Origin of the sequence: Pseudomonas sp. YuFO8 (genome assembly GCF_035065025.1) — a bacterium.
Classification (GTDB): Bacteria; Pseudomonadota; Gammaproteobacteria; order Pseudomonadales; family Pseudomonadaceae; genus Aquipseudomonas; species Aquipseudomonas putida_AE.
Genome location: NZ_JAXDEQ010000016.1, coordinates 73,679 through 97,282 on the forward strand (window position 1 = coordinate 73,679; position 23,604 = coordinate 97,282).

The 23,604-nt window shown below is 52.0% G+C and carries 21 protein-coding genes and 2 pseudogenes; 16 read left to right on the forward strand and 7 right to left on the reverse strand.

Going from position 1 to position 23,604, the window contains the following annotated elements; translation table 11 throughout:
• Nucleotides 1-31: 31 nt before the first annotated feature.
• Nucleotides 32-1,210 (reverse strand): M20 aminoacylase family protein, encoded by a 1,179-nt coding sequence (locus tag SOP95_RS16280; protein WP_323607625.1) that lies wholly within the window; start codon nt 1,208-1,210, stop codon nt 32-34.
• Nucleotides 1,211-1,336: 126 nt separating this feature from the next.
• Between SOP95_RS16280 and SOP95_RS16285 the strand changes: the two genes are divergently transcribed.
• Both SOP95_RS16285 and SOP95_RS16290 read left to right on the forward strand, forming a co-directional pair.
• Nucleotides 1,337-2,290 carry a LysR family transcriptional regulator gene (locus tag SOP95_RS16285; RefSeq protein ID WP_323607626.1) on the forward strand — a complete coding sequence of 318 codons (954 nt, stop codon included), beginning with the start codon at nt 1,337-1,339 and terminating at the stop codon, nt 2,288-2,290.
• 186 nt (nt 2,291-2,476) lie between these two features.
• A pseudogene (locus tag SOP95_RS16290) lies at nt 2,477-2,674 on the forward strand (IS3 family transposase); the annotation flags it as partial.
• 64 nt (nt 2,675-2,738) lie between these two features.
• Here SOP95_RS16290 and SOP95_RS16295 read toward each other — a convergent pair.
• From SOP95_RS16295 to SOP95_RS16305, 3 genes and pseudogenes are all read right to left on the reverse strand, one after another.
• Nucleotides 2,739-3,998, reverse strand: coding sequence for an IS110 family transposase (locus SOP95_RS16295; RefSeq protein WP_323607627.1), 1,260 nt, complete (start codon nt 3,996-3,998; stop codon nt 2,739-2,741).
• Nucleotides 3,999-4,445: 447 nt separating this feature from the next.
• A pseudogene (locus SOP95_RS16300) lies at nt 4,446-4,663 on the reverse strand (hypothetical protein).
• Between the two features lie 260 nt (nt 4,664-4,923).
• Nucleotides 4,924-5,775, reverse strand: a complete 852-nt coding sequence (locus SOP95_RS16305; RefSeq protein ID WP_323607628.1) for a hypothetical protein — start codon at nt 5,773-5,775, stop codon at nt 4,924-4,926.
• A gap of 105 nt (nt 5,776-5,880) precedes the next feature.
• On the opposite strand from SOP95_RS16305, the gene SOP95_RS16310 reads away from it, so the two are divergent.
• Nucleotides 5,881-6,096 (forward strand): hypothetical protein, encoded by a 216-nt coding sequence (locus SOP95_RS16310; RefSeq protein WP_323607630.1) that lies wholly within the window; start codon nt 5,881-5,883, stop codon nt 6,094-6,096.
• 138 nt (nt 6,097-6,234) lie between these two features.
• Here the strand turns inward: SOP95_RS16310 and SOP95_RS16315 are convergent, their stop codons facing one another.
• A complete protein-coding gene (locus tag SOP95_RS16315) occupies nt 6,235-7,107 on the reverse strand; it encodes a DNA-binding protein (protein WP_323607631.1) in 873 nt (290 codons plus the stop codon).
• Between the two features lie 78 nt (nt 7,108-7,185).
• On the opposite strand from SOP95_RS16315, the gene SOP95_RS16320 reads away from it, so the two are divergent.
• Both SOP95_RS16320 and SOP95_RS16325 read left to right on the forward strand, forming a co-directional pair.
• Nucleotides 7,186-8,283 carry a site-specific integrase gene (locus SOP95_RS16320; RefSeq protein ID WP_323607633.1) on the forward strand — a complete coding sequence of 366 codons (1,098 nt, stop codon included), beginning with the start codon at nt 7,186-7,188 and terminating at the stop codon, nt 8,281-8,283.
• Between the two features lie 260 nt (nt 8,284-8,543).
• Entirely contained in the window at nt 8,544-8,783 is a 240-nt protein-coding gene (locus SOP95_RS16325) for a BPSL0761 family protein (protein WP_323607635.1), read from the forward strand.
• Nucleotides 8,784-9,820: 1,037 nt separating this feature from the next.
• Here SOP95_RS16325 and SOP95_RS16330 read toward each other — a convergent pair.
• Nucleotides 9,821-10,123, reverse strand: a complete 303-nt coding sequence (locus SOP95_RS16330; protein ID WP_323607637.1) for a helix-turn-helix domain-containing protein — start codon at nt 10,121-10,123, stop codon at nt 9,821-9,823.
• Nucleotides 10,124-10,376: 253 nt separating this feature from the next.
• On the opposite strand from SOP95_RS16330, the gene SOP95_RS16335 reads away from it, so the two are divergent.
• Together SOP95_RS16335 and SOP95_RS16340 are read left to right on the forward strand one after the other, a co-directional pair.
• Nucleotides 10,377-10,835, forward strand: a complete 459-nt coding sequence (locus SOP95_RS16335) for a hypothetical protein (RefSeq protein WP_323607638.1) — start codon at nt 10,377-10,379, stop codon at nt 10,833-10,835.
• Nucleotides 10,836-11,149: 314 nt separating this feature from the next.
• A complete protein-coding gene (locus SOP95_RS16340) occupies nt 11,150-11,590 on the forward strand; it encodes a DNA-binding protein (RefSeq protein WP_323607639.1) in 441 nt (146 codons plus the stop codon).
• A gap of 11 nt (nt 11,591-11,601) precedes the next feature.
• Here the strand turns inward: SOP95_RS16340 and SOP95_RS16345 are convergent, their stop codons facing one another.
• Nucleotides 11,602-12,417 (reverse strand): hypothetical protein, encoded by an 816-nt coding sequence (locus SOP95_RS16345; RefSeq protein ID WP_323607642.1) that lies wholly within the window; start codon nt 12,415-12,417, stop codon nt 11,602-11,604.
• Between the two features lie 242 nt (nt 12,418-12,659).
• Here SOP95_RS16345 and SOP95_RS16350 point away from each other — a divergent pair, with 242 nt between their 5' ends.
• From SOP95_RS16350 to SOP95_RS16390, 9 genes are all read left to right on the forward strand, one after another.
• Nucleotides 12,660-14,510 (forward strand): Mu transposase C-terminal domain-containing protein, encoded by a 1,851-nt coding sequence (locus SOP95_RS16350; protein ID WP_323607644.1) that lies wholly within the window; start codon nt 12,660-12,662, stop codon nt 14,508-14,510.
• Nucleotides 14,511-14,706: 196 nt separating this feature from the next.
• Nucleotides 14,707-15,624, forward strand: coding sequence for a TniB family NTP-binding protein (locus SOP95_RS16355; protein ID WP_323607645.1), 918 nt, complete (start codon nt 14,707-14,709; stop codon nt 15,622-15,624).
• Nucleotides 15,625-15,776: 152 nt separating this feature from the next.
• Nucleotides 15,777-16,496 (forward strand): hypothetical protein, encoded by a 720-nt coding sequence (locus SOP95_RS16360; protein WP_323607646.1) that lies wholly within the window; start codon nt 15,777-15,779, stop codon nt 16,494-16,496.
• Nucleotides 16,474-17,418, forward strand: a complete 945-nt coding sequence (locus SOP95_RS16365; protein ID WP_323607647.1) for a hypothetical protein — start codon at nt 16,474-16,476, stop codon at nt 17,416-17,418. Before SOP95_RS16360 ends, SOP95_RS16365 begins: the two co-directional genes overlap by 23 nt.
• Complete coding sequence (locus SOP95_RS16370) at nt 17,415-17,909, forward strand: hypothetical protein (RefSeq protein ID WP_323607648.1); 495 nt, start codon at nt 17,415-17,417, stop codon at nt 17,907-17,909. Before SOP95_RS16365 ends, SOP95_RS16370 begins: the two co-directional genes overlap by 4 nt.
• Before the next feature lie 807 nt (nt 17,910-18,716).
• A complete protein-coding gene (locus SOP95_RS16375; RefSeq protein WP_274075191.1) occupies nt 18,717-19,970 on the forward strand; it encodes a tyrosine-type recombinase/integrase in 1,254 nt (417 codons plus the stop codon).
• 11 nt (nt 19,971-19,981) lie between these two features.
• On the forward strand, nt 19,982-21,139 hold the full coding sequence (locus SOP95_RS16380) for a tyrosine-type recombinase/integrase (protein ID WP_323607649.1): 1,158 nt from the start codon (nt 19,982-19,984) through the stop codon (nt 21,137-21,139).
• 11 nt (nt 21,140-21,150) lie between these two features.
• Nucleotides 21,151-21,501 (forward strand): hypothetical protein, encoded by a 351-nt coding sequence (locus SOP95_RS16385; RefSeq protein WP_323607650.1) that lies wholly within the window; start codon nt 21,151-21,153, stop codon nt 21,499-21,501.
• A complete protein-coding gene (locus SOP95_RS16390) occupies nt 21,488-23,596 on the forward strand; it encodes a hypothetical protein (RefSeq protein WP_323607651.1) in 2,109 nt (702 codons plus the stop codon). The genes SOP95_RS16385 and SOP95_RS16390 overlap by 14 nt, the downstream gene beginning before the upstream one ends.
• Nucleotides 23,597-23,604 lie beyond the last annotated feature (8 nt).

The following is a 23,604-nucleotide window of genomic DNA, read 5'->3' on the forward strand; positions in this document are numbered from 1 at the left end:
GCGACTGCCCCGGCCGACAGACAGTGGGCGATCAGGCCAGGAAGGATTCAACCAGGCGCACCCAGTAGCTCGCCCCCAATGCCAGGCAGTCATCGTTGAAGTCATATCCGGGGTTATGCACCATGCAGCCGCCCTCGCCTTCACCGTTGCCAATCACCAGGTAGCAACCCGGACACTGCTCCAGCATCACCGCGAAGTCTTCGCTGCCGGTGAGCGGTGACATGTCGCTGACCACCCCGTCGCTTCCCAGCCAATCCAGCGCTACCTGGCGGGCAAATGCTGAGCTCCGGAGGTCGTTGATCAACGCCGGGAAACGCTGCGCCTCATCGACCTCGACCGTCGCCGTGGCGCCGAAGCTGGCGGCTTGAGCCTGGACCACCGCAGTGATGCGCTCGATCAGCAGATCACGGACGTCGGACTTCAGCGCCCTGACGCTCAGTTGCAACTCGGCGTGATCAGGGATCACGTTGGGGGCGATGCCGGCGTGAAAGGAACCGACCGAGACCACTGCGCAATCCAGCGGGTTAACGTTGCGCGAGACGACACTCTGCAGCGCCTGGACAATCGCCGAGCCGGCGAGGATGGCGTCGGTGGCCTTGTGTGGCATCGCCCCATGACCGCCCACGCCCTTGACGGTGATGGTCAGGGTGTCGGTGGACGCCATGAACGGGCCGGGCAGAAAACCGAACTTGCCTGTTGGCAGTCCCGGCATGTTGTGCATCGCAAATATGGCGTCACAGGGAAATAGCTCGAACAGACCGTCCTCGAGCATTCTCCGGGCACCGCCATCGCCCTCTTCCGCCGGCTGGAAAATCAGCACCAGGATGCCGTCGAACTCACGGCTCTGCGCAAGATGCTTGGCGGCCGCCAGCAGGATTGCGGTGTGGCCATCGTGGCCGCAGGCATGCATCACGCCTTCATTGCGGCTGGCATACGGCAGGCCGGTCTGCTCGACGATGGGCAATGCGTCCATATCCGCGCGCAGGCCGATGACGCGGTTGCTGGAACCCTGGCGCAAGCGCCCGACGACGCCCGTGCCGCCCAGACCACGGTGCACTTCGTAGCCCCACTCCTCAAGCCGGGCGGCGACCAGGTCGCTGGTGGCGAACTCTTCAAAGCTCAATTCAGGATGGGCATGCAGGTGTCGTCGCAACGCAATCATTTCTTCTTCAAGCGCTGCGATACCGGATAATACGCATGGCTGGGTCATGGGTTTTCCTTGTTGTTATTAACGGGCATGCTGCGGGTCCGATAATAGACAGCCGGCCCATCCGCCGGCAGTCGCAAAATGGTTGTACTGAAAACCATTGGTTTACGCCTGACGAAGGAATAAGACATGAAACTGCATCAGTTGCAGGCATTGGTGGCGATCGCCGATTGCGGCAGCATCCGCGCTGCAGCCCGCAAGATCGGGGTCTCGCAGACCGCCGTGGCAAAGTCGCTGCGGGAACTGGAAAGCCACCTGCAACTGCCGCTGCTGACGCGCAACGCCAGTGGCGTGCTGCTCACCCAATATGGGCGCTCGTTGCTGCTGCACGCCAGGCAAATGCTAGGCCAACTGGAGCTGGCACAGCTGGAGCTGACACACCTGCGGGGACAGGCTGAAGGTCACCTGCGCCTGGGCATTTCGCCGTGGATGGGCATGACCGTGCTGCCCGAGGTGGTGCAGTTATTCCGCCAGCACATGCCACAAGTTCGGCTGGAGATTTTCGAGGGTTTGATGGCAGTCACCTTGCCGCGGCTAAGGGACGGCACCATGGAACTGGCGGTGGGCCTGGTGTCAGCGCTGATGCCGCGCCCGGAGTTCGCCTGCGAGCCGTTGTTTTCCTACGAAATGACGGTGATTGCTCGCCATGGCCATCCCAGGCAGGATTGCCGCTCGATCCACGACTTGCTGGATCAGGATTGGGTGGTCAACTATCCGGACGCCAACCACGACAGTTTCATGCACGAACTGTTCGGGCAACACGGCGCGCAGATCGCCGTGGAGCATGTGCAGCGTGCCCATTCTTTGCAACTGATGCTTTCACTGACTGAGCAGACGGACATGCTTAGCTATTGCCCCGAGCCGATGCTGACCGTGCCGGTCTTCGGCGAGCGCGTGACCAGGTTGAACCTTACCGAATCCTTCGCCACCGACACCATCGGCATCGTCACCCCGCGCAACAGCCAGCCGGGCAGCGCCGCGCAGTGCTTCATCGAATGCATCCTGCAGGTGGTGCGTCGCCGCTCACGCTCGTCGAAGGCCGAAGACCGACGTCTGTTTGATGCCTTGCAATTGCTGATCTGAATCAGGCCGCTCGAACCATTACGACTGCGCAGCCAATGCTGCCGTCATCCACCTGTAGCAGGCCTTGAGGACTTCGATGGGTGCTTCCAGATCTCAAAGCTCCAACCGGCATCACGCAATGGCTAACGCTTCGACCTGAGCCCCACCCGTAGCTAGTGCTCGTGATGGTGTTTCCGTCCACCTCCTCTAGCCGAAAGCTTTTTCCAGCTTCCAAAGCAGAAACGGATCAAGCGAAAAACCCACAAAACGCTGCAGGATGCTCGAAGCGATGTGTTCGATTACATCGAGATGTTTTACAACCCAAAACGACGTCACTGTTTCACCAATCAGCTGTCACCGGTAGAGTTTGAAAAGCGCTACACAGCAAGCTTGGAGAGTGTCTAGAAAACCCTCGGGATGCCCATAGCTACTCTCTACCAAGGGCAGCTTCACGCCCTGAGGAAGTCAGTCAACCTAAATCGAGGTTCTTCAGCAGCGGTGAACCGCGCTTCCTCAAGGCATTCAAATAGGTCGTTTCATCGTAGAGCGTCCTGGTCTGCCAGCACCGATATAGAATCCGAATCCACTTAAACGCGAGTGCGCGTACAGCAGCTTGATAGGTGCTCCCTTTGGCGCGTTGCTGCCGGTAGAAAGCTCCAGCCCAAAAGGATTTATTGATGGTCTGCCCCGCCCATTCCACGAAGGTCTGACGAAGAAATGTTGGACATTGCCAGCGCCAATGCACCCAGCTCTTCTTACCGCTCCGTTCCGTCACCGGGGCAATGCCTGAGTATTTTTGCAACTCGTCCGCGCCATGGAAACGCTCACGTTGCTCTCCGAAGGCTGCGAGTAAACGTGGCGCTAGATGCGGGCCTGCGCCCGGCAAGCCACGAAACAATGCGTAATCCGGTAGTGCAGAAGCGACCCGCTCGATTTCCTTATCGAAGCGATCGATCACCGTGAGGACGGTGCGTAGTTGCTCCACCAACGCGAGGGCGTGTAAGCGGCAAGGCTCGATAATGCCGGCATCTTCTGTGAGCGCAGATGCCGCACGAATCGACGCCAAACGCGCCTCGATCAATGTGGCGCGACGCCCGTTGTGGGCATAAAAGAACGCCTCAAGCGTGGTTTTACGCGCCCGTTTGGCTGACAGGAGTGTCGGCCAGCGAGTGAGGAAATCGCAAAACAACAGAGTGTCTCGCTGCTCGAACCATTCCAGTGCCTGCGGGTAATATTGCTTGAGGGTGTTGCATAAACGGTTGGTAAAACGTGTCTTGTCGTTGACCAGATCCCGGCGCTGTTCGATCAGGCTAAGCAGCGAACGCATGGCCACACTCTGCGGCCTGAGCGCGGTGAACCGTTCAGGATGGCGAAGCAGTAGATCGAGTGCTAACTCCGCATCGGTGGGATCATCCTTGGCGCGACTCGGCTTGAACGCCACGCGATATTTGGCAAGCGTCGAGGGATTGATCGGGAACAGCACGAAAAAGTCATACTTCAGCAGAGCCGACACAATAGGCCCTTTGGCCAACTCCAGAGCTACAGCGATAGGGCCACCGAAGCGCAGGTGCAATGCCTTGGCCCACTCATCAATGCGATCAACCTGGTGCGGAATACAGTCGAACTGACGATGATTGTCATCCCCAGCCTGTAGGCAAATATCATGTTTGGTATCTGCCCAATCAATGCCGATATAGGCTGTGAAATGCTGACTCAAGGACGCTGTCACGTGAACCTCCGCAAGCGATAAAATAGCTGCTAGGGACATGCATGCTTGCGTTCAGCGAAGGCAATATAGTGAGCCGGTGCGACGGCGAACCCTGAGTATTCGTTATCGAGCGCAAGCGCACCTGTAGACTCGGAACTAAAGCTGCAAACGTCATGCGTTTGGGTCGTTTTATTCGTAGTCTACAGGTGCATGTTCCACCCTCGCTGACAGCTACCTGCCAACCGTTACCAGTATCGATGAAGGTGGGACGGACTATCTATATTGGGTCGTTCTCTGTCGGTCGTCACTGCGGCGTCTGTTGGTCAAGTCGAATGCAAACGGTTGGTCAGTGGCAACGCACTGGTTGGTCAAGTGGAATGCAATTTCCCACTCTCCAAAGAATCCCTTTTTTCCCGCATTACATCGGGACTCGCTAGTGAAGAATGGGCAGCGGGCGTTAGATGATGCCTATAACTGCCGTAGTCGCATGATGGCGTCTGTGATGCCTTGAGCATTGGTGTCCAGCATTTCCATGGACGCAATTGCGTTAGCGGAAACACTCACCACTCCATTCTCAGAATGCCACTGGTCACCTCTTCAATGGCCGCACATATGGCGTGCTGGTTGTGCAGGAGCAGTGTGAGAGCGTCTGGTGTGGCTATGTTGGTTTCAGAGTTATCTGACATGGGAATCGTCCTTGAGTAACTAGCTGAACTCGCCTCTGGCTGGAGCCACTTCTCCAGATCCGCTGACACCTAGGTAATTGCACTGACTTGACCACCCATTTGCATTCGACCTAACCAGCCATTTGCACCGGATTAGATCCGCCCCGCTAGCAAACATGACCGGAAGTGAACGGCCAAAAGCGTTCGAGATTAATGGTGACTCATTGCCACCGATATACGATGCGTAGACGTTGTGGTGCAGATGAAGCGAAGACCTCGGATCACTCAGAGGGCTCTGAATGGGGGGTAGCACTTGGTGCTGCGTAGGGGGGATTAGAGCCGAGGTGCGTCTTGAGGCGATTAAAATGCTCGACAAAAAACGGAGGGCCAAAGCCCGCTTCGCTTGTTTCTGTTTTATATATTTCCTGGCACTGATTACCCAGCGGTATGAGTTTGCCCTGCCAATAGTTCCAAAAAAATGGACCGAATGCTTCCAGCGTCGCCTCATCCAGTTGAGTTCCAGACTCCACGATCTCAGGGAAATTTTGCCGAAGATGCGCGGACAACCGAGCATAGAAGCTCACTACGGCGCTAACTGCTGAGTCGTATTGCATGAAAGTTACGTTTTTCAGGTCATCATAGGCATTGACCGAATGAGAATTTGCCCCTCCCGACAATCGGACAAGATCCTCTGGTGTCGGGATGGTCACGTCCTTACTTATATCGAGAATCCAATAGCGCGCATATGTTTGAAGCCTCTCTGGAGACTCCATCAAAAACCTGAGATACACAAATGCAAGGTTTCTATGCATGCGCATTTCTGTTGAGTTAAAGTGCGCATGTAGGGCATCCAAGTGAAGGGCTGATTGGCTTCGGGCGTTGCGGTCAGACTCATAAACTTGAATATAGACTGCAGCGAGGCCCGCGGCGGTCATTGTTCCGGCCAACAGTGAGATGGTGTCTGTCGAATTAAGAAAACCGAGCCTTGCACCAGAGGCTATCGCCTGAATAATCAGAATGGACTGAGTGATAATAAAGAAAGTCGTACCTGCGATAATGGCAACAACTAGAGGGCGTGGAAGCCATGGGTTTGTCTTCATTATGTTAAGGCTCTGATTGGAGTCGATACCCATGTTTTCACACGGCTTGAGATGAATGTCTTCATTGCAGACCCGCCAGGGTAGCCATACTGATCCCGCGATCCCAAGGATAGATTGAAGGGGGGCAATAGCAAGTAGGTGGAGACACCATCGCCGGCAAGCCTCGCTGCCCTGCTCTTCAAGATCAACCAAAACCAGCTTACTCTTGAGGCCGCAATTATGGAGCTGACGCTTTGGGTTGAGCATCGTGGATCGGGTGATGTTGCCGATGACGTCCGGGGTGCTCTAGCGGCCATTGGTAGGAACGACGAGTTCATCAATATGACGCTCGCAGTCCTCATGACTCCGGAGTAAATACTTCGCGGAAGACCTTTGGCCATTTTGTGACCTGCGATGAAGGTCTATATATGGCCGATTGCTGCCTTGGATGGAGAACGTACAACCTACTGTATCGTCTTGCGCCATATCGACGTGCGGATGCCAACTTCGCCTTCAGGGATCGGACATTGGCGCCGCGGATTTTCGGGATCTTGGCTTACGCTTGATGGCGGCAGTCTGGCGTAGCTGCGTCAGTTGTTGCTCCAACGTATCGGCACGAGCCTGCTGCGCTGCAACACGTTGCTGGGTTTGACTGAGCTCGGCCTGGATCGACTCCAGTCGCCGTTGCAACTGCTCGACCTGACGCCCGGCCTCCTTGAAGTTGGCCGTCACAGCCTTGCCCTCCTCCCGCGCACGATCGACCTCGCGGTGTGCGCGATCCTCGACTCCGCGCACGTAGCTCTCCTGCGCCACACGCTCCTGCTCGGCCTTGAGCCGCAGCGCCTGCAGATCCTGCTGTAACGCCTGGTATTGCTGCTGGGCTTCGCGGCGCTCATGCAGTACACCTTCACGCTGCTGTTGCAGGTCCTCGATCTGGGTCTGGCGTTGGGACAGCAGCAGCTCCAGATCTGCCAGCCGCAACTCCGCTGCCTGGCGCCCGGCCAACGCCTCTGCCGCCTGCTGGCGAAACTGTGCCGCGTCCTGACGCGCCTGATCCTCGATTTCGGCGACCCGCTCGCGTTCTGCGATCAATATTTTGCGTTGTTCCACCAACCCTTGTTCAGCGACGCCCTGCGCCAGGTGAATCGCCTGCTGCCACACCGCGACAAACGCTTGCGAGACCTCACCGGGCAGTGCCGGTAGACGGGTCTCGCCGCTCAGCCGCTCGGCCAGGCGTGCCCACCATTGATCGAGCAAACCACCGACCCGCGCCGGACTGCCGCGCCCCAGCTCCAGGCGCACACGCTCGACGGTCGGGCGTTCGCCGCGGGCCAGCACCGCATCCGCCGCCGCAAACACGTCATTTTCCGGTACCCCTACTGCCATGGCTCACCTCCGGGTATATTAGGTCTGATAAAAGAAGTTTATCCGACATTAAATCTTGAACAATGGAATTATCATACGTTGAACGTATTAAATATTACAGATCAATTAGCGTTGGTCGACGAAACCCCGCTAAACCCGCATTCCCTGGCGATTAACGCCCAGGAAGCGGCGGCGGCGTTTCTCGCAGCCGGCACCGCGGCAAATACGGTACGAAGCTACCGCAGCGCCCTCACCTACTGGTCGGCCTGGCTGCAATTGCGTTACGGCCAGGTGCTGGGCGATGCCCCGCTGCCGACCACGGTGGCGATTCAATTCATACTCGATCATCTGGCCCGTCCACTGGCCGATGGCGGCTGGACGCACCTGTTACCGCCCGGCATCGACGCGGCGCTGGTCAAGGCGCGGATCAAAAGCAAACCCGGAGCCCTGGCGTACAACACGGTCAGTCACCGCCTGGCGGTGCTGGGCAAATGGCACCGGATCAATGGCTGGGACAGTCCGACCGAAGCGTCGGCGTTGAAGACCCTGTTGCGTGAGGCGCGCAAGGCCCAATCACGCCAGGGCGTGGCGGCGCGCAAGAAAACCGCGATCGTGCTGGAACCGTTGCAGGCGCTGCTCGCCACCTGCACCGATGGCGCGCGTGGTGTTCGTGACCGCGCCCTGCTCCTGCTCGCCTGGAGCGGTGGCGGCCGGCGTCGCTCGGAAGTGGTGGGCCTGCAAGTGGGCGATGTGCGCCAACTGGATGCCGACACCTGGTTGTACGCCTTGGGCGCGACCAAGACCGACACCGGCGGCGTGCGCCGTGAGAAGCCACTGCGAGGCCCGGCGGCGCAGGCGCTGTCCGCTTGGCTAGACATAGCGCCGGCAGAGTCCGGTCCACTATTTCGGCGGCTGTACAAGGGGGGCGCGGTTGGTACCAGCGCGTTGTCAGCGGACCAAGTGGCGCGCATCGTCCAGCGCCGAGCCAAGTTGGCGGGGCTCGAGGGTGATTGGGCGGCGCACAGTTTGAGGTCGGGGTTTGTCACCGAGGCCGGACGCCAGGGAGTTCCGCTCGGAGAAGTCATGGCCATGACCGAGCACCGCAGTGTAACCACGGTGATGGGGTACTTCCAGGCGGGCAACCTACTGAATAGTCGAGCGACCGAGCTCCTCGCTGACTCGGACGATGCTAATTAACCCGAATTTTCTGCGAAACGTCACCACCCAACTGTCATTTACAATCGGACTTTAGTAAACGGTAGACCCTGTTCTTTCGATTGCCCTCTCACCTTCACATCAACACAGTGGCGTTTGCATCGATGATATTGCCGATCAATCAGAACCACCCGAGCCCGACACGCCCACCGTCACTACCTTGTAGGCGGGCTCGAGATCATGCTAATTCTAGCCACGGATGAATTTTCACGCGAAAAGACCATTTGAGTCACGGAGGCCAGATGACAATGCCCCACGAGCGTACTCGTGCAGTAGTGCAAACCCGAGAGTTTCTGTTGGAGCTGGCTGGCAACCCGTCGCTACCGGAGGGCGTTCGACGCGACGCGCACTTCCTGCTGCGTCACTTCCCCAGCGAACAGGACGTGCGATTGGCAGGTCAAATCGAAGAGCAGTCTGAGTCACTGCCTATCGGCGTGCTGGGCCCGGTCTTCAGCTCTTCCCTGACGTTTCTCCCCTCTTGAGCTGTTTGCAGTCTGACAGGCCCTGACGAGCACCACAGTTTTTTCGCGCCGCCCCCCCCCTCACTTCAGCATCCACTGCGTGGCAGCCGACAAACTGCTAACACCCAAGAAAGAGGCGAAAAAATTTATCCGCACCACTCGCCGATTGAACTGGGCATCTAAGTCGACATATCCAACCTGATGCTACTTGTTTACCTCAATCAGAAAGCAACGCGTGAGGATTAAAGTTGACGCCGTTACCTAGGTTTGCGCCGCCGACCAGACCGTGCGCCCACCGCTATGCGAATGACTTCGAGTCGGCGGCAAAAATGGTGTTTGGATTTTCTCACCCAACTGATTAAGGTGAGACTGCAAGCCACTCCCAAAGGTGTCCTGGAAGATGACCCGTCAACCACAGCAGCCGCCAGAAATTCGCTCCTTCGCGGCTGAAGCCAAGCGTCTCGGTGGCAGTACCACTGCGAATCAGCGCCGATTCATGAAGGCAGCCAGGCAACGAGGAAAGGAGTTGGAGCCAACTGGCGTTATGGCAGGTTCACTTCCAACCTGCGGCGCATGACCGCGCCACTATCATGCGCCCCTTTCGATCGCTTTAATGCCATTGCTTTCCCAACCCTTTAAAAACTCACTATCCCATGTCGACGGTAAATGAGCGCTCGTGCGAGAAGCACTAACACCCAGAGGCCAGGGCATTCGTCAGAGGTGTTCAGTGTCCGGCCCTGCTGCTTAAGCTCAGCCACGGCTGTGAAGGAGGTAACCTGACAAAGGTGCAACGAACACTTCCGATCATGATGAGAGCGCCATCGTCCGAGTGACCTTGCAGAGTGACGACTGCCAGTAGGCACGCGTGAGATGTACAGGTAAGTGTCACAAAATATCCTTGGCGGTTTCGACTCCACCGATTTGGTCCAAGGCTGTGTCCTGTGACCAAATTGAGAAGAACCTGAATTCAGATCCACTCACCAAGTACCGGGCGCCTCATCTATTGGGGTTATATCGCTTAGTGGGGCATGTCTAGATTTTGGCAAAAGGACCTGAGCTCAAGACGCGAACGACGGATTATCTCCGTCGCCGACATCTATCTCCCGCTTCAATTGACAAAGCAGCGTTTCGAGATCCATATCGGGATCCAGAATCAGGAAAGCTTCCGCTATCAAGGTGAGAGGATGCACGCCAATCAAGCCCGCCAGCGCTGAGATCTTCTCGAGTGTGGCGTTCTTTATGCCGCGCTCGAGACTGCTCAGGTAGGTCCTGCTGCTAATGATTCCAAAATCCTCTTGAGTCAATCCGTGGCGTACACGACTTGTCCGCAAAGCAATACCAAAGGCTTCTTTCAGCTCCATCTCGCTCCCCAACAAAAGGAAAGATGAAGCCTGCGTGCACACTATAGCGCTACAATCTATAGGGTTCATTTGCGCACAATACTGCTCCGCGGAATTGCCCACTGTTGAAGCAATCTGCGCCGCAGGGGACCCTGGAGCAGTCAGACGTCTCTGCCGGATTAGTAAGACTGCGCATCTGGCCCACCCATTCAGGTACGGGCACATTGATTGGAACGCCTGATGCGCCCTATAGTGTTCGTTTTGGAGGTAAATGATGTTCATATCGTACAATGATGCGGAGGTGCCTATAGGGCAACTGTGCGGCGATAGCAGCATTCGACACTGGCGTTATGTCGAGCTTGCCCTCAACGACCCGTGGTTTCACGTCTCGATCGCATTCAATCGAAAAGGGAAAGTCGGACACAGCAATCTTTTATTGGCGACACTTCGTGAGTTTGAACAACTTCTAAGCGACTGCGACGACGACCTTTGGCTGGAACAAGTGCTAGTCGTAACACCACGAGATATCAATGGAAGTGAACGCTGGCAAATGGATCGCTTGATGCAGCTAACCGAAGCGATTGACCAGCAAGATAGTCAATTTGTTTATACCTACACCCTGGATAACGGTTCTTCGTTTGTCATTGGTGAATGCTCAGCCCCCCAGGATACGTGCAACATACGCATAGTATACGATCACTCTCGGGATGTTCTTGGTCACAGTACAATCTAAATCGTCCTGATAATGGCATGAAGTTATACTGCTAAGTAAGGCCAGCTATTGCAAAAATGGAGCTGACCTGCCGCTACCTAGTGCAGGTTAACTCTCTTAGTGGTAATACTTACAGGAGGTCGGAAGCGCTGACTTGTGTAGAAAGCGGCGCCAACCAAATTTCAGGAGTAACATAATACTCAAACTATCAATTTTAATGGAAATCCCTTATATCGTCAGCACTCTCCAAATTGCAGATTATAACTGCAGAATTGACATTAAACTCTAAACCATACATAATGCCAAAGGAGATTAATTGCAGGCAGGGCAAGTCAATGAAGAGCAAAATCACTCAAGCTGACATTGCTAGAGCGATTGGACGTCTTAATACACGCGATGCAAAAATCACTCTAAATTCAATTAGAGCAGAGCTTGGGCATCAGGGTTCTAAAACTACTATTCTCAAACTTCTTCGATCCCTGAATAGCATAGGTATCAATGAAGATAGCTCGGACGTAGAATTGGTCCCCGCTATCTCCTCTGCTCGACGTGCCCTGATAAACGACCTGGTCTCCGATGCAAAAACCAACACCACCATTGACTCCCTGATTGAAGTCAGCTTACAAGAAGGTTGTAGCAGGACCGTCGTCACAGAATTATGCTTAACCATAAAGCAACTAAAACTTGAGCTAATGCTTTGCCACTCCAACATAGAAACCCTGCGCTCCTCTCAAAAACAAGCGCTGGACACATTGCGCGCCTCTATCAAACAGTGACTGCTACTAGATTAAGTTTTGGTACGGTACACCCTTCGCTTAATTTTTCGAAATGCGCTTTTACCTAAGTTGTCACTTACCCCAGTGGTTGTCTTTGCATGCAAAAATTCAATTAATGCCTTTCGTTCCTGCCAATCTAGGCGTTCGACGGATTCCCGCCAGGAAAACCAAGTAGCTTGGTTCTGCTGACGCTCAACCTGCTGATAGAAAAAGTAAATAGCGCTCCACAGCTCTATGGCGCTATGGGCTTCGCAATACAATAGACAATGATCCGTTTTCCCCAACTTCTCAATTGCCAGCTGTAACAAATCCAGCAGCCCCGCCTGAATTTCGAAACACCTATGTTCAACAACTACTTGCGCATACGCGGTCTTGATTTCTTGCAATGATATCCCCTCTGATATCGGGCCATATGCATACATTGCGAGCGCAGCTGCCAACCGATCAAGACTTTCCAGTTTTTTGTAGTGCGCAAGCCAAGCATGCGCAGGCATACCTTTACGATAACCGTAATACTCCAGAGTGTCCGATAGTTCTGTACCGCGGAAAACGTGACGAAGTAGTTTCCACAGGATGTGATGAAACACTGCAGTGGCATCTGGCGAAGCAGCCAATATGATACCGAAAGTTTCGGCGCGAGGTTCATGCCCCTTCAGAAAACGTCGCCATGGCTTAGCGTCGCACGCTCCTACCTCCCAACCATGTAATCGCTCAAGCCATCTAGCAATCGCATAACCAGTGCGTGCAATGCCAACTTCGTCGGCAAATATTGTAGCTACTAACGAGATCTTCAGGTAGTCAAGCGACAGTTTTTTTGGTCGAGGCATACGGTACGCACCTTGGCTATGTATTCTGCGCGGATAGCGATTTCCCCATGCGCGGAACACTGAATCTATTATCTATCTGTTTTTATTGAGTTTTTTATAACTAGAAATTTTATATTATGCCCCCTGATCTCGCCCCGTTTCTCTGCATACAATGGCATCCATTCTAGCCAACTGTACCGTTCCGAAGTGTTTTACACCCTCGGACTCGGTTCCACAACAGGACTCCTTCAGGAGTAGTAGGTATGGACCAAAAGCTGGAGAAAGGTGATTTTGTAGTTGCAAATGGAGTATTAGCAACGGTCAGAGAAATCAAGGCGACCGACAGTATAGTAATAAAGGAGTACGAATCTGGTTTAGAGGCGACTATAACCTTGGCAGATCTCCGAATCATTCCTAAACACGTTATGAGCGAACTGGAAACTCCAGCGAGATTAGATCCTTCTCAATCAATAGATGCGGTTCGCTTGATTGAAGCTGGTGAGCGTGCATTGATCATTAATCGTTTTATAGATAACGAAATAGGGGCTAAACAAGCAGCAGATCTTCTCAATATCAAAAAAAGTCGATTTTATAAACTAGTATCCAATTACAGTGTGCACTTCGGTCCTATTAGCGTGGTTCGCCAAATAGCCGGTCCGAAGAAAGGTTCCTCCCGGCTTTCTGAAACCACTATTGGGATTGTTGAGGAGTGTTTCGAAAAGCATTACTCCGGAAAGTCTGCTTCTTATTCAGAGGTATGGCGACAGGCGCAAGCCCGCTGCTTTGAGTTGGGAACCATAGCCCCAGGTCTGAGCGCTGTGCAACGTCACCTAAAAAAACTCGACCCGAAAATACTTCACAGAAAGAAGCACGGGGTGGATGCAACTCTCCAAATTTATCAACCTAGGCCAGGAATTGTTTTTACCGATCATCCATTGCACGTAGCGCAAATAGACCATACTCAAGTGGATCTGCTACTGCGCGCAGAACATGATCGAACAGTGATTGTGGGACGCCCGTGGCTAACCTTGATCATGGATATTCACACCAGGGTCATACTCGGCTATTACATTACGATGTTTGCCCCTTCACTGATATCCGTACAACAGTGTATTGGCATGGCAGCTCTTCCAAAAGCAATGGGGTATTACCAGCCGGACCAGCCACATGTGGACTATCCATTTTATGGTCTGCCAGAGAGAGTACTGATGGATAATGCCGCAGAGTTTCACTCGCCGACTCTAGAAGCAGCGCTAGTTAAGTACGGAGTAAAACCTGAATGGCGGCTAAAAGGCAAAAAACACATGGGCGGACATATAGAAAGACTAATTGGGACTTTAATGACCACGGCAGTTCACTTTCTTCCCGGCACGACATTTTCGAATACACAACAACGCAAAGACTACGATAGTGAGAAGCTGTCGGCACTAACTTTCAGTGAATTTATCGCTTGGTTCTCTGGACAGATAATGATATATCACGGAACTGTCCATGCAGAGCTAAAAAAATCACCAAAAGATGCCTGGAATGAATATTACTCGGGATGCGTAGATGCGGTACCTCGCATTATCACGAAACCACATGAACTGTATATAGACTTCCTTCCAGAGGTACGCAAGCCCGTGCACAACAAGGGGATTCTAATGAATGCTGGCAGGTATTTTTCTTACGAGTTGAGCAAAAAACAGGGCCGTGGACAGATCACCGTTAAATACGACCCTTATAACCTCAATCAAATTTGGGCAAAAATCGATGATAATTACATCAACATCCCTCGCATTGCTGCCGAGCACAAATTCATAAATTATGAAGCATATCGCATCAACCGAGCCTGCAACCAAATAACGCCACCAGGAACAATCACCGATCCGAATGCGCTACGACAAGTTTTAAAGAATAATAATATCGTGAAAACGAGCAAAACGCTGACTCGCCAAGCCAAAGCGAACAAGCAAAAACAAGAAGCTAACATGCAACATAACACCTTTATCAATGCTGGCCTTCCAGTAACGCTTGCTTTACCGCCACCAATAACCGAGCAGCAGGATATTCCAACAGTGTCAGCCGCAGTCAATTTTTCTCTTCCACCATCACTCTTTGACCTCAAAGATTAGCACAGATGAGGAACGAATATTCAATGGGAGTATAATAACCGCATTTCTTAAAAATTTATAAATACCCAATAGTTCTAAAGTATTCTGCAGATTCATAAATTCTTGGTCAGCGATTCGATCGCACTACTGGACGCCTAAAACCCTATAAATTAGTTGACTATTTTATAGAAAAACCCTTAGCACCCAGAGAATTTTTATGAGTAAGGATCTTCAGACCAGTGTGGTAGCCTCCTCTACCAATTCAGAAAATAGTCATGTTCGAGAATCGCGCAGGCATCTCTTACAACTTAGCGAAACACAACGAATCAATATTTGTCTGGAAGACATTTTTTTAGACTACCCCAATGCGCAATCCATTATGCAGTCTGTCGAATTCATGCTTCGCACCAACAATAAGGTACAGGCGCCCTGCATGCTGGTCTGGGGGGGTGGTGGGTATGGAAAAACAAGCATTATCAAAAATTTGAAAGAAGCAAATCAAGCTCATTCGCATAAGCTTGTTTTTATGAGCTTTCGCCAGACTCCGGAAAACTACAATTTCCGTGAGTTACTGTTCGATTCCTTCGGAATGCCGCTTGCGAAGAAATATAGTGGATTCAATGCTTCTAAAGAGTTCTCAAGGACAGTGGAGCGCAATAACATAAAAGGCATTGTGATAGACGAAATTCACGACGCTTTGACCTTAACGCCATTTCAGCAGCGGGCAAATTTGTCTTTACTGAAAAACCTCTCAGGAGAGCAATTCAACTTGAGAGTTTTTGCGTTTGGTACTGATAAGGCCAGCGAGGCGCTGCGTCTAGATCCACAACTTGAGCGTCGTTACTTACAGTGGCCACTGCAGAGATGGACTCTGGACGAAAATTTCCGCTCCTTTCTTCTCGCTTACGAGCGAACTCTCCTACTGAGGAAAGAGTCGAGGCTATGGAGTGAGTCTCTCTCCAGCGCCATTCTTAAGACTTCAGGAGGAATCATGGATAACGTTGCCAAAATCATCCAAGTCTGCGCTGCTGAAGCCATTGTAAGCGGGGCTGAGCAAATAACAGCTGACATTGTCCAGCAAGCTCCCGATCTTGCTCCCAGATTTGGTGTGGCACTTATGATTCGCTCATCTTAATGATGCATTCCGATGCTTGGTTTCAGCGGACCGATCGGATCTTTACAACCGAGAACTTAACAAGTGCAGTTTTTGGATTGATCCAACTCACCACTCCGCATGTAGAGCGAGCAGTCGCCGCGATCAACTCGTTCAGCAAATCGAACGATCGCATGCTTCCCCTAGTTGTATCTGGTGTTTCTGGCTCTGGGATCTCGACAGCAATCTCCCTTGCTGTCGCGAATTTTACAACCCAGCGCGTAAATGTCGTAAAATTAACCAGGTCTGATTTTAGCCTGCATTCACCATTTGAAATGCTACTACACCATTATGGATTCAGACCAAATGAGGGGTACCTCAATAGAACATTAGTGTCCCCCGTTCCGCAGACCATACAAACTCTCGTAGGCATGGCCGCCCCTACGGTAATTATTGTTGAGGACTATCTCAATGGAGTAGTTTCCTTAAGAGCTAAAAGGGCTCATCTCTATCAGTGGGGAAGCCTTGCTGCACATTCCCCTGAGCTGTCTGTGGTACTAGGTACATCGGAGGAAGCTCCACATCTAAATTGCCACTCAGGTCAACCTGCTTGGCCTGAATATCTGATCCATAATTGGAGCGATAAGATATCGCTCAACGGATATTTAGATATGTTATCTATGATCGCCTCAAGCAACCTATATTTAAGCTTGGATCTTTCGCGCCACACTGAAACTCTTTACGCACTTTCCAATGGAATAACGGGCAATCTTATCAGAATCATACAGCAGTGGTGCATCAATCTTATTTTGAAGGATGAGCCCTCTCTAGAGCCTAACCTCGTAAATAGAAGCTTGAGGAGCATAATACAGGAAAATGGGGAGTTACTATATGCCAGTAATTACGGAAGATGAATCGCTGTCTTCATGGGCTCACAGAGCCAATCTTGACGTACAATTTTATTTGCAATCCCGCGAGCGCATATCAAGCAGGTTATTTTATGGAGACCCGGACTTTGACTCGACACCGGACTTAAAAACTTTTCTGGCATCCAGAGAGGAGATAGTCTCTACAAATGCATTTGATTCCTCGACCATGTGGACTATTCCGCCCGGCGTTGCAGATTTTGTATGTGAGTTGTGTCTTAGAGATTCGCTCAAAAATCATCACGCTTTGATATTCAAGAAATCATGGAGGTATGTGATGAATCCAATTTGTAACAGTCATGGATCCCTGCTGTCGACGTTTCCTCCTAGGTCCACGGATCGAATGCAGTATCTAAGCAATTTGCCCCGTTCGATGAGAACACGGCTGCAACATAAGGCCCTTGAAGTTATTGTTTCCACCGCACACCAGCAGCAAATTCGACTCAATTCGTCGGCACCCTCAATCACCTCTTTCGCAATCACAACGAATCGCAAAGCAGAAGTATTAAAATTCATTGCTCAACTGTTTCTACACTCTGGTGATCAAACAGGTGGCATCGCCTCATTTTTTCTGACTTCCCCTCGACCTCGGAATAGACATAGACAAGCCATGGGGTGGAGGCTTTTGTTTATAAGCGGCGCAGTGGAGAGCAGCTCATTAGAACGCGCCTGTGCATTGATAATGCTCGGAATCGTCTCAGGCGATATCGGCGAGGAAGAAATTAATACCCTGACTGCTGTTCTCACTTCACACGATTATTTTGAAAGTTTAGCCCCTTATGATCTTGGCCGCCTGAGTAAATTTATGCTTCCTGAGCATGCCACTTCAATAACCAAGCGTTTGAACGAATATGTTAGCGTGATGAAATGTGACGCTTATCTTAAATTTCTTCGTGGCTTTGAGTTATGAACAAATCCAACAGACTCGATTATCTTAGACCCGAGCATTTGGATCTTGGCCTTGTTGTTTTCGATGACTTCAAAACTCCAGTCATGAGACTTCAACTTATATATTTTGTCGACACCCGAACGGGATTGGTTTTAGTTTCCGCTCTCATCGACTCTTTGCCAACCCGTGCTGCGCTTTTTTTGCTAACAAATCAATTGCACAAAACTCCGACAACCACTCCCCAATCAAGTGTTGACTGTCCGTACAATATTGAGACTTCTGTGTTTAACTGTCGCAAAGGGGCGTCAATACGACTATCTCGCCCCCTCAATCAGCGCGATCTTTTCACTCCAGGAAACGATCTTTTATTTGATTATATCCTTGACCTGCCCCCACGTTATGTCATCCTCCTCATGAACAACGCCCTGGTATTAAAAGAAGCATGGGGGTATATTTCATTCCAAATTGATAAATTCAACAAAACACTTAGTCGCCGCCCCAACGCTGACTAAATAACCCATGTGAGCACTTCCCGACGCCGGTAAAACAACACGCAACAAAGAAAACCAATTTTATATGCGTATTTTCTTGTCTAAGTTAAATTAATTTCCGCCCCATACTAGATGGGTGTGCCTCCAACAGTTGTTTGGCTTTTACATAAAAACCCTAACTTATCCATCGCTCCAGCTTGATACCGTACAGTTGATGCGAAAGCCATGATGTCTCGCACTCTCGAGCTTTTCCAATTTCGCATGGCGGGCGAATATAGCCGCCCCATCTTCGTTTGTTGTTATTGCGTTCTTCTGATCATCCATAGAAAGAAAATTTTCTGACATTTATCGGCTAGCGCCACAAGCGCAACGGTGGGATCGATGCTTTTCTGAGCATAATTTTGCCCAAGCTTAAACTCAAGCCATGGCATTCACTTGACGGGGGACTTTGCTAGCGACTGGATCACCCCGCAGTCAACCCAGACAGCTACGTGCGCTGTTTCTACGGCGATAAGGCTTGAATGATTGGTAAGGTCTTTCCTTCGCTCGGCGAATCACCTCACATTTAGCTATTTGGAGTTAAAACTCTATTATAAAATTGACACCACACAAGATCGTTAATTAGTGGAAATCCGTAGAATTATTTGGGTATCAATTCCACCAATTAGCGATTAATTGGTGGAATCCCTTCAAAAATCAAAAAATTACAAAATTCCACTTAATATCGGTCGGTCACAACTGATTCGACAAACCCGCTTCTACCGTCCACGCTCTCTACGGGCCATGTCCTTCGTGTTCATGGCGCGTTATTTAATGAGGTGGCTGCCGATGAAGCTGATTCAGTGCCGTTACTCTTCTGGTCAGCGTGTACCGCTGCTTGTGCAGGATGGTCAGGCGGCGCCATTGCCCAAGCTAGTCCCATTCATCTACGTCCAGCTCAAGCTCAGGCATCGTGCATACAACACCGCAGCAGCGCACCTGCGGGCGATCCAGGCTTTCTACACCTATGCCAAAAGCCGGGAGCTGGATATCGATGAGGCCATCTTGGCGGGCCGTTTTGAGGCGATTCTGGCGTTACTGGACGGTTACGCCATCTGGCTCCAGAGCGGCCGTCAAGCCGACAACCTAGTCGCCCGAATTGGCACAGCTAAAACGACATCTTTTCCGCTGATCGATCCGCGTACCCGTGACCAGTACCTGCGGCTGTTGAAGCAGTACCTGTCCTGGTGTGTCACCCGATACATCCCGCGCGCCCGTCAGAACTCAACCACCCTGGCAAACATCGAGGTTGTATTTGCAGATGTCGCCGACGTCATTGAACGACGCTTTGAGAGCCATATCATCAATGTTCGTCCCGACCACGCTCGTTACCGCAGCCTGACAGATGCTCAACTCCAGATCATTCGCACACTGATTCGCCCGGGCGCTGCGGAGAATCCGTTTCCGGAACGATTGCAGTTGCGCAATTGGCTAATGATTGAATTGCTGCTGGAGACCGGTATCCGTCGCGGAGAGCTTCTGAAGCTCTACACCACGGACATCAATCAGGGTTCTCAGCATGCCTATGTCAGCATCAATGACCGCGAACATGACCCAGCCGACCCACGCGCTGAAGAGCCTGCGCTGAAAACCCACGGACGGACAGTAGGTATCTCCGCACAGTTGTATGAGGTCTACGAACACTATATCCAGGGCGAACGGCGCCCTCTGCGTGACGGCAAACCGATGAAATTGCTGTACCGCTATCTGTTCATCTCGGATCGAGGCCGCCCGCTGTCGATTCGCGCACTGTCTAACGTCCTCGATCGGCTGTTTCTGACCATTGAACTGGCTCATCCAAGTTTGTTGCCTACACTTTCCGCGCATGACTTTCGCCACTCGTTTGCCGACCGCTTTTTAGCTTACCTGGTCGAGAAGCGTGGGCATGACCTGGAGCGGGCTACGGACGAACTCCGACGAGTCTGCGGTTGGTCTGATACGTCGACGATGCCACGCCGTTATGCAAGTCGTTATCTAGCTGAGTCGGCCAACCTCCACAATGCCCAGCGTGCCTCGGCAGCCTGGAGCCGACTTGACAGTTAAAGAGGTTCGCCGTGACCAAATCAGCCGATCAAGAACAGGCTTCACCCTCCTCCTCTTTTCCGGCCTACGAGTTCGAGGGCCCGGCTCAGGTTGCGATTCGAACTCGCACTAATGACCAGCCAAGGTACGTCGATACTCGATTGAGCGCCTGGACGTGGTACGACGGCGGTATTGCGATGACAATTGATTGGGCCGAGCTTGACTTAACTCCAGAGTTTAATGAAATAGCCAAAGGCTTTATGGCATATGCGTTAGAGAAATATGCTCCCCAAACAGCGTTCATATTTGTAAGGTCTCTTGTCTATTTATCAAGTACCAATCTCGCCCGCCACTTTCCTTGGGATCATCAAGATTTAATCGCCCAATTAGAAGGATTCAAGCGCTCCAGGCATAATCTCATTGGGTTTCGCAGGCTTTATCGCTGGGCAGTTGATAGAGGGATTAAAGGTTTTGATCTAAATACTTACCTAACGATCAAAGATACAAAGTCAGCACGGGTTGACCCGTATGCGCGAATTTTTCTCTCGCAGTCTGGCTTAGACCTTGATGAGGAAGTTCGGTTGCTCAAACGCATTGAACGATACATTTCATCTAACTCTTGGGGGGAAGCCCAGTTTAATATAATGCTTCACTTGGGTTTCGAACTCGCACCACGCTCGATTCAATTCCATTCCCTTGACATCTCGGATTTTGAGTTCATTGAAAGTGCTGATCATGAGAGGTACTACACCCTGTGGCTACCCATGGCCAAAAAGGTCGGCCAACGCAGACCTGAGCGACGGCCGCGCAAAGTCACCTCCCGACTGGGTGAAAAAATCTCACGGCATGTTTCAGAAATTCAACGCCGCTTTAGCAGCAACTGCGAACCATTATTTGTAAATTCTAACGGAAGAAGACTGTCTGTAACTGAAATCATAATGGGACTCAAACATGAACTGAGAGAGGCTGGGATAGACAAGCCTAACCAAGTAACCATGTTGCTCCGTCATCACCTAGGGCAAGGTTTGGCGGACCAGGGAACACCGGCAGACATGATTGCCGAACTGCTTGGCCACAACAGCACTGTTGCAGCGCGTGCTTACGTCACGGCAACCCCCAACATTGCCCGGGTCAAAGAGAAAGCACTCGGCAGAGTCCCGCCTATCAACGCATTATGCGCAGTCTCTTGACCGGGGAAGTCGTGCAACGCCGCGATACCGCTGCCGAAAGAGCGATCCGTGGCGTGATCGACACACAGTACATCGGGGACATCGGTGCATGTGCCCTCCCAGTTCATACGCACTGCCCCTACAATCCCGTCTATGCCTGCTACACCTGCAAGAAGTTTCACCCCTTTGCTGACGGCCGCCATGAGCAGGTGAAAGAGGCGCTGCAACGAGAAGCCCAACGGTTCATTGACATGGCAGAACAAGCCGGAGACCTCCTTCACAATCGGCCTCTCGCCCAGCATCAGACAACCATCCTGGCGGTAAGCGCTACCATCGAGCGCTGCCGGCAGCACACGGAGGGTGCCGCAGATGACGCTGTCTAGGGCAAGGCCGAATCTCGAGGGCTTTATTACACAGGAAAAAGCGATTTTTCAGTCGTTACCAATTTCAACACCGTGGGCGTCACCGGTGTGGGGCGTCGGAAGTTGGTTACCACAACGGGATAACCAACATGCTCTTACCTTCGAAACGCATCGGCAAGCCCTTGAGAAGACAGGCTATCCCGCCCCGCCTAAGGGACCACTCCCCTGCACTTTCCAAGATTTTAGCAAGGCCTTGATTGTGTATCTGCAACGCACCCGGAACCTGAAGTTTTCGATGGTCGCGGCCTACAATATTGCCGTCCGGCGGCTTTACAATCCCTTGTTTGAAAGACGCGTGCCCGACCCCACACAGTTGACGCGAGGCGATTTTGATCGGGTCGTAGCCTTTCTCCGCGAAAGTGGCTACAAGAACCTTTACGACGCGATCTCTCATCTTCAGGTAATAGCGGATACGATTGATAATCTGCAATTAACCGAGATCGCCATCCACTTTGAGCATGATGCAAAACCAGAGAAACGCCGCCACAACTACATTTCATTGCACGATCCTGATCGTGCGGTAAAACAGCGTAAGTCTGATGACAAGTTGCCTTCTCGCGAGGCGATGGAAGCCTACGCCTTATGCTCGAACCATCCGCGCAGTGAGGGCGAAGAAATTTTGCTGCGTGTGATCGATTTGTTGATCGCGACTGGGCAACGGGGTAATGAGGTAGCAGTAATTCCCTATGACTGTTGGGTCGAACGGCCAATCAAAGGGACGGCAGGAAAGGTAGTTGTAGATGCCAATGGTAAACCCATAGTCGAATGCGGGATCAGGTACTTTGCGGAAAAGCAATTTCAATCCCGTGTTCATTGGTTCGCGGAAAGCGACGTTCCTTTAGCTAGGCGCGCGGTCGAACGACTGAAGGTGCTGACGCAAGAACAACGAGAACTCGCTAGGTGGCAAGAAGCCCATCCTGGGCGTCTCTGGCATTACTCACCTCAGACGGCAATGTCAGAGGCTGCGGTTCTAGAATGGCTCGGGTTTAGCAAGAACCGAGACACAGCTAGAAATCTCTATGTGTATTTTTCTCGGAACGGAGTTCACCCCCACGACGAGACTAAGCATCAGTCTAAGGCGATCGAGCGGAGATACTTGGCCGGTGATATTGAGCGCCTGCTCGTTCCCAAGCTTCGTGGACATACAGTATTAACGGAAAATGTCGGAGGTACGCTTCGTATTGTCCTGAAAACCAGCGAAACACTAGCCATTGCTTTTGATGGTCAATTCCGCCTCGGTGGACGGGAAGCAAATGTATTTCGAGCAATCCCCCGTCGTGTGACCCTCTTGGATATTAATCACGCGCTAGGTAGCGATGAAAGGCACGCGTCCATTTTTTCGCGACGGTCATTGACCGAGTCTGATGGGGCTCCGATTCGGCTAACAAGCCACCAACCTCGACACTGGCGAAACACTATTTACCATCTGACTGGCATGAGCGATGTTCAGCAAGCGCTGGCCCTGGGGCGAAAACGCCTCGACCAAAATACCTATTACCAACACACAAGCATTGAAGAAAACACTGCTGCCCACCAAGAGTTCTTGGCGTTCAATAGCCATCACGAGCGCATCGATTTCCTGCACGCGGGCATAAGAGATAAGCGCATTCAGGGCGCTTTGACTGATAGTTACCATGCTTTGCTGTCAAATAAAGGCACGACCACGGCAGAAGCATTCCTTGCCGTACACGCCACGGCGCTGCATGTGACACCCTTCGGAGGTTGCATTCACGATTTCTCCCAAGCGCCCTGCCCTAAGCATCTTCAGTGCTGGAATGGCTGCTCGCATCTCCATCTGCTGGGCACTCCATCGGAACGGGCCAACCTTGAGAAACAAGCCGAGAATCTTACGACCGCAATTACTATCATGCGCGATGCCGGCGCCGGAGAGGCAGGCAGCGATGTATGGCTGGCGGACCAGGAGGACAAACTCAACAATTTAAAATCAGTCCTCGCACGCGATACCAATGCAGGTGTGCAACGCGTGTTTCCAAATGGGCATCCAATGACGGTTGCGGACACGCACAAACGACACAGTTCGGTTTCAGACGATTAGAGGCGACC

What these genes read in the sequence shown, in the direction of transcription:
- SOP95_RS16280 (WP_323607625.1), bottom strand. Translation starts at nt 1,210, where the DNA reads ATGACCCAGCCATGCGTATTATCCGGTATCGCAGCGCTTGAAGAAGAA.
- SOP95_RS16285 (WP_323607626.1), top strand. Translation starts at nt 1,337, where the DNA reads ATGAAACTGCATCAGTTGCAGGCATTGGTGGCGATCGCCGATTGCGGC.
- SOP95_RS16305 (WP_323607628.1), bottom strand. Translation starts at nt 5,775, where the DNA reads ATGGGTATCGACTCCAATCAGAGCCTTAACATAATGAAGACAAACCCA.
- SOP95_RS16315 (WP_323607631.1), bottom strand. Translation starts at nt 7,107, where the DNA reads ATGGCAGTAGGGGTACCGGAAAATGACGTGTTTGCGGCGGCGGATGCG.
- SOP95_RS16325 (WP_323607635.1), top strand. Translation starts at nt 8,544, where the DNA reads ATGACAATGCCCCACGAGCGTACTCGTGCAGTAGTGCAAACCCGAGAG.
- SOP95_RS16330 (WP_323607637.1), bottom strand. Translation starts at nt 10,123, where the DNA reads ATGGAGCTGAAAGAAGCCTTTGGTATTGCTTTGCGGACAAGTCGTGTA.
- SOP95_RS16335 (WP_323607638.1), top strand. Translation starts at nt 10,377, where the DNA reads ATGTTCATATCGTACAATGATGCGGAGGTGCCTATAGGGCAACTGTGC.
- SOP95_RS16340 (WP_323607639.1), top strand. Translation starts at nt 11,150, where the DNA reads ATGAAGAGCAAAATCACTCAAGCTGACATTGCTAGAGCGATTGGACGT.
- SOP95_RS16345 (WP_323607642.1), bottom strand. Translation starts at nt 12,417, where the DNA reads ATGCCTCGACCAAAAAAACTGTCGCTTGACTACCTGAAGATCTCGTTA.
- SOP95_RS16350 (WP_323607644.1), top strand. Translation starts at nt 12,660, where the DNA reads ATGGACCAAAAGCTGGAGAAAGGTGATTTTGTAGTTGCAAATGGAGTA.
- SOP95_RS16355 (WP_323607645.1), top strand. Translation starts at nt 14,707, where the DNA reads ATGAGTAAGGATCTTCAGACCAGTGTGGTAGCCTCCTCTACCAATTCA.
- SOP95_RS16360 (WP_323607646.1), top strand. Translation starts at nt 15,777, where the DNA reads ATGCTTCCCCTAGTTGTATCTGGTGTTTCTGGCTCTGGGATCTCGACA.
- SOP95_RS16365 (WP_323607647.1), top strand. Translation starts at nt 16,474, where the DNA reads ATGCCAGTAATTACGGAAGATGAATCGCTGTCTTCATGGGCTCACAGA.
- SOP95_RS16370 (WP_323607648.1), top strand. Translation starts at nt 17,415, where the DNA reads ATGAACAAATCCAACAGACTCGATTATCTTAGACCCGAGCATTTGGAT.
- SOP95_RS16375 (WP_274075191.1), top strand. Translation starts at nt 18,717, where the DNA reads ATGAAGCTGATTCAGTGCCGTTACTCTTCTGGTCAGCGTGTACCGCTG.
- SOP95_RS16390 (WP_323607651.1), top strand. Translation starts at nt 21,488, where the DNA reads ATGACGCTGTCTAGGGCAAGGCCGAATCTCGAGGGCTTTATTACACAG.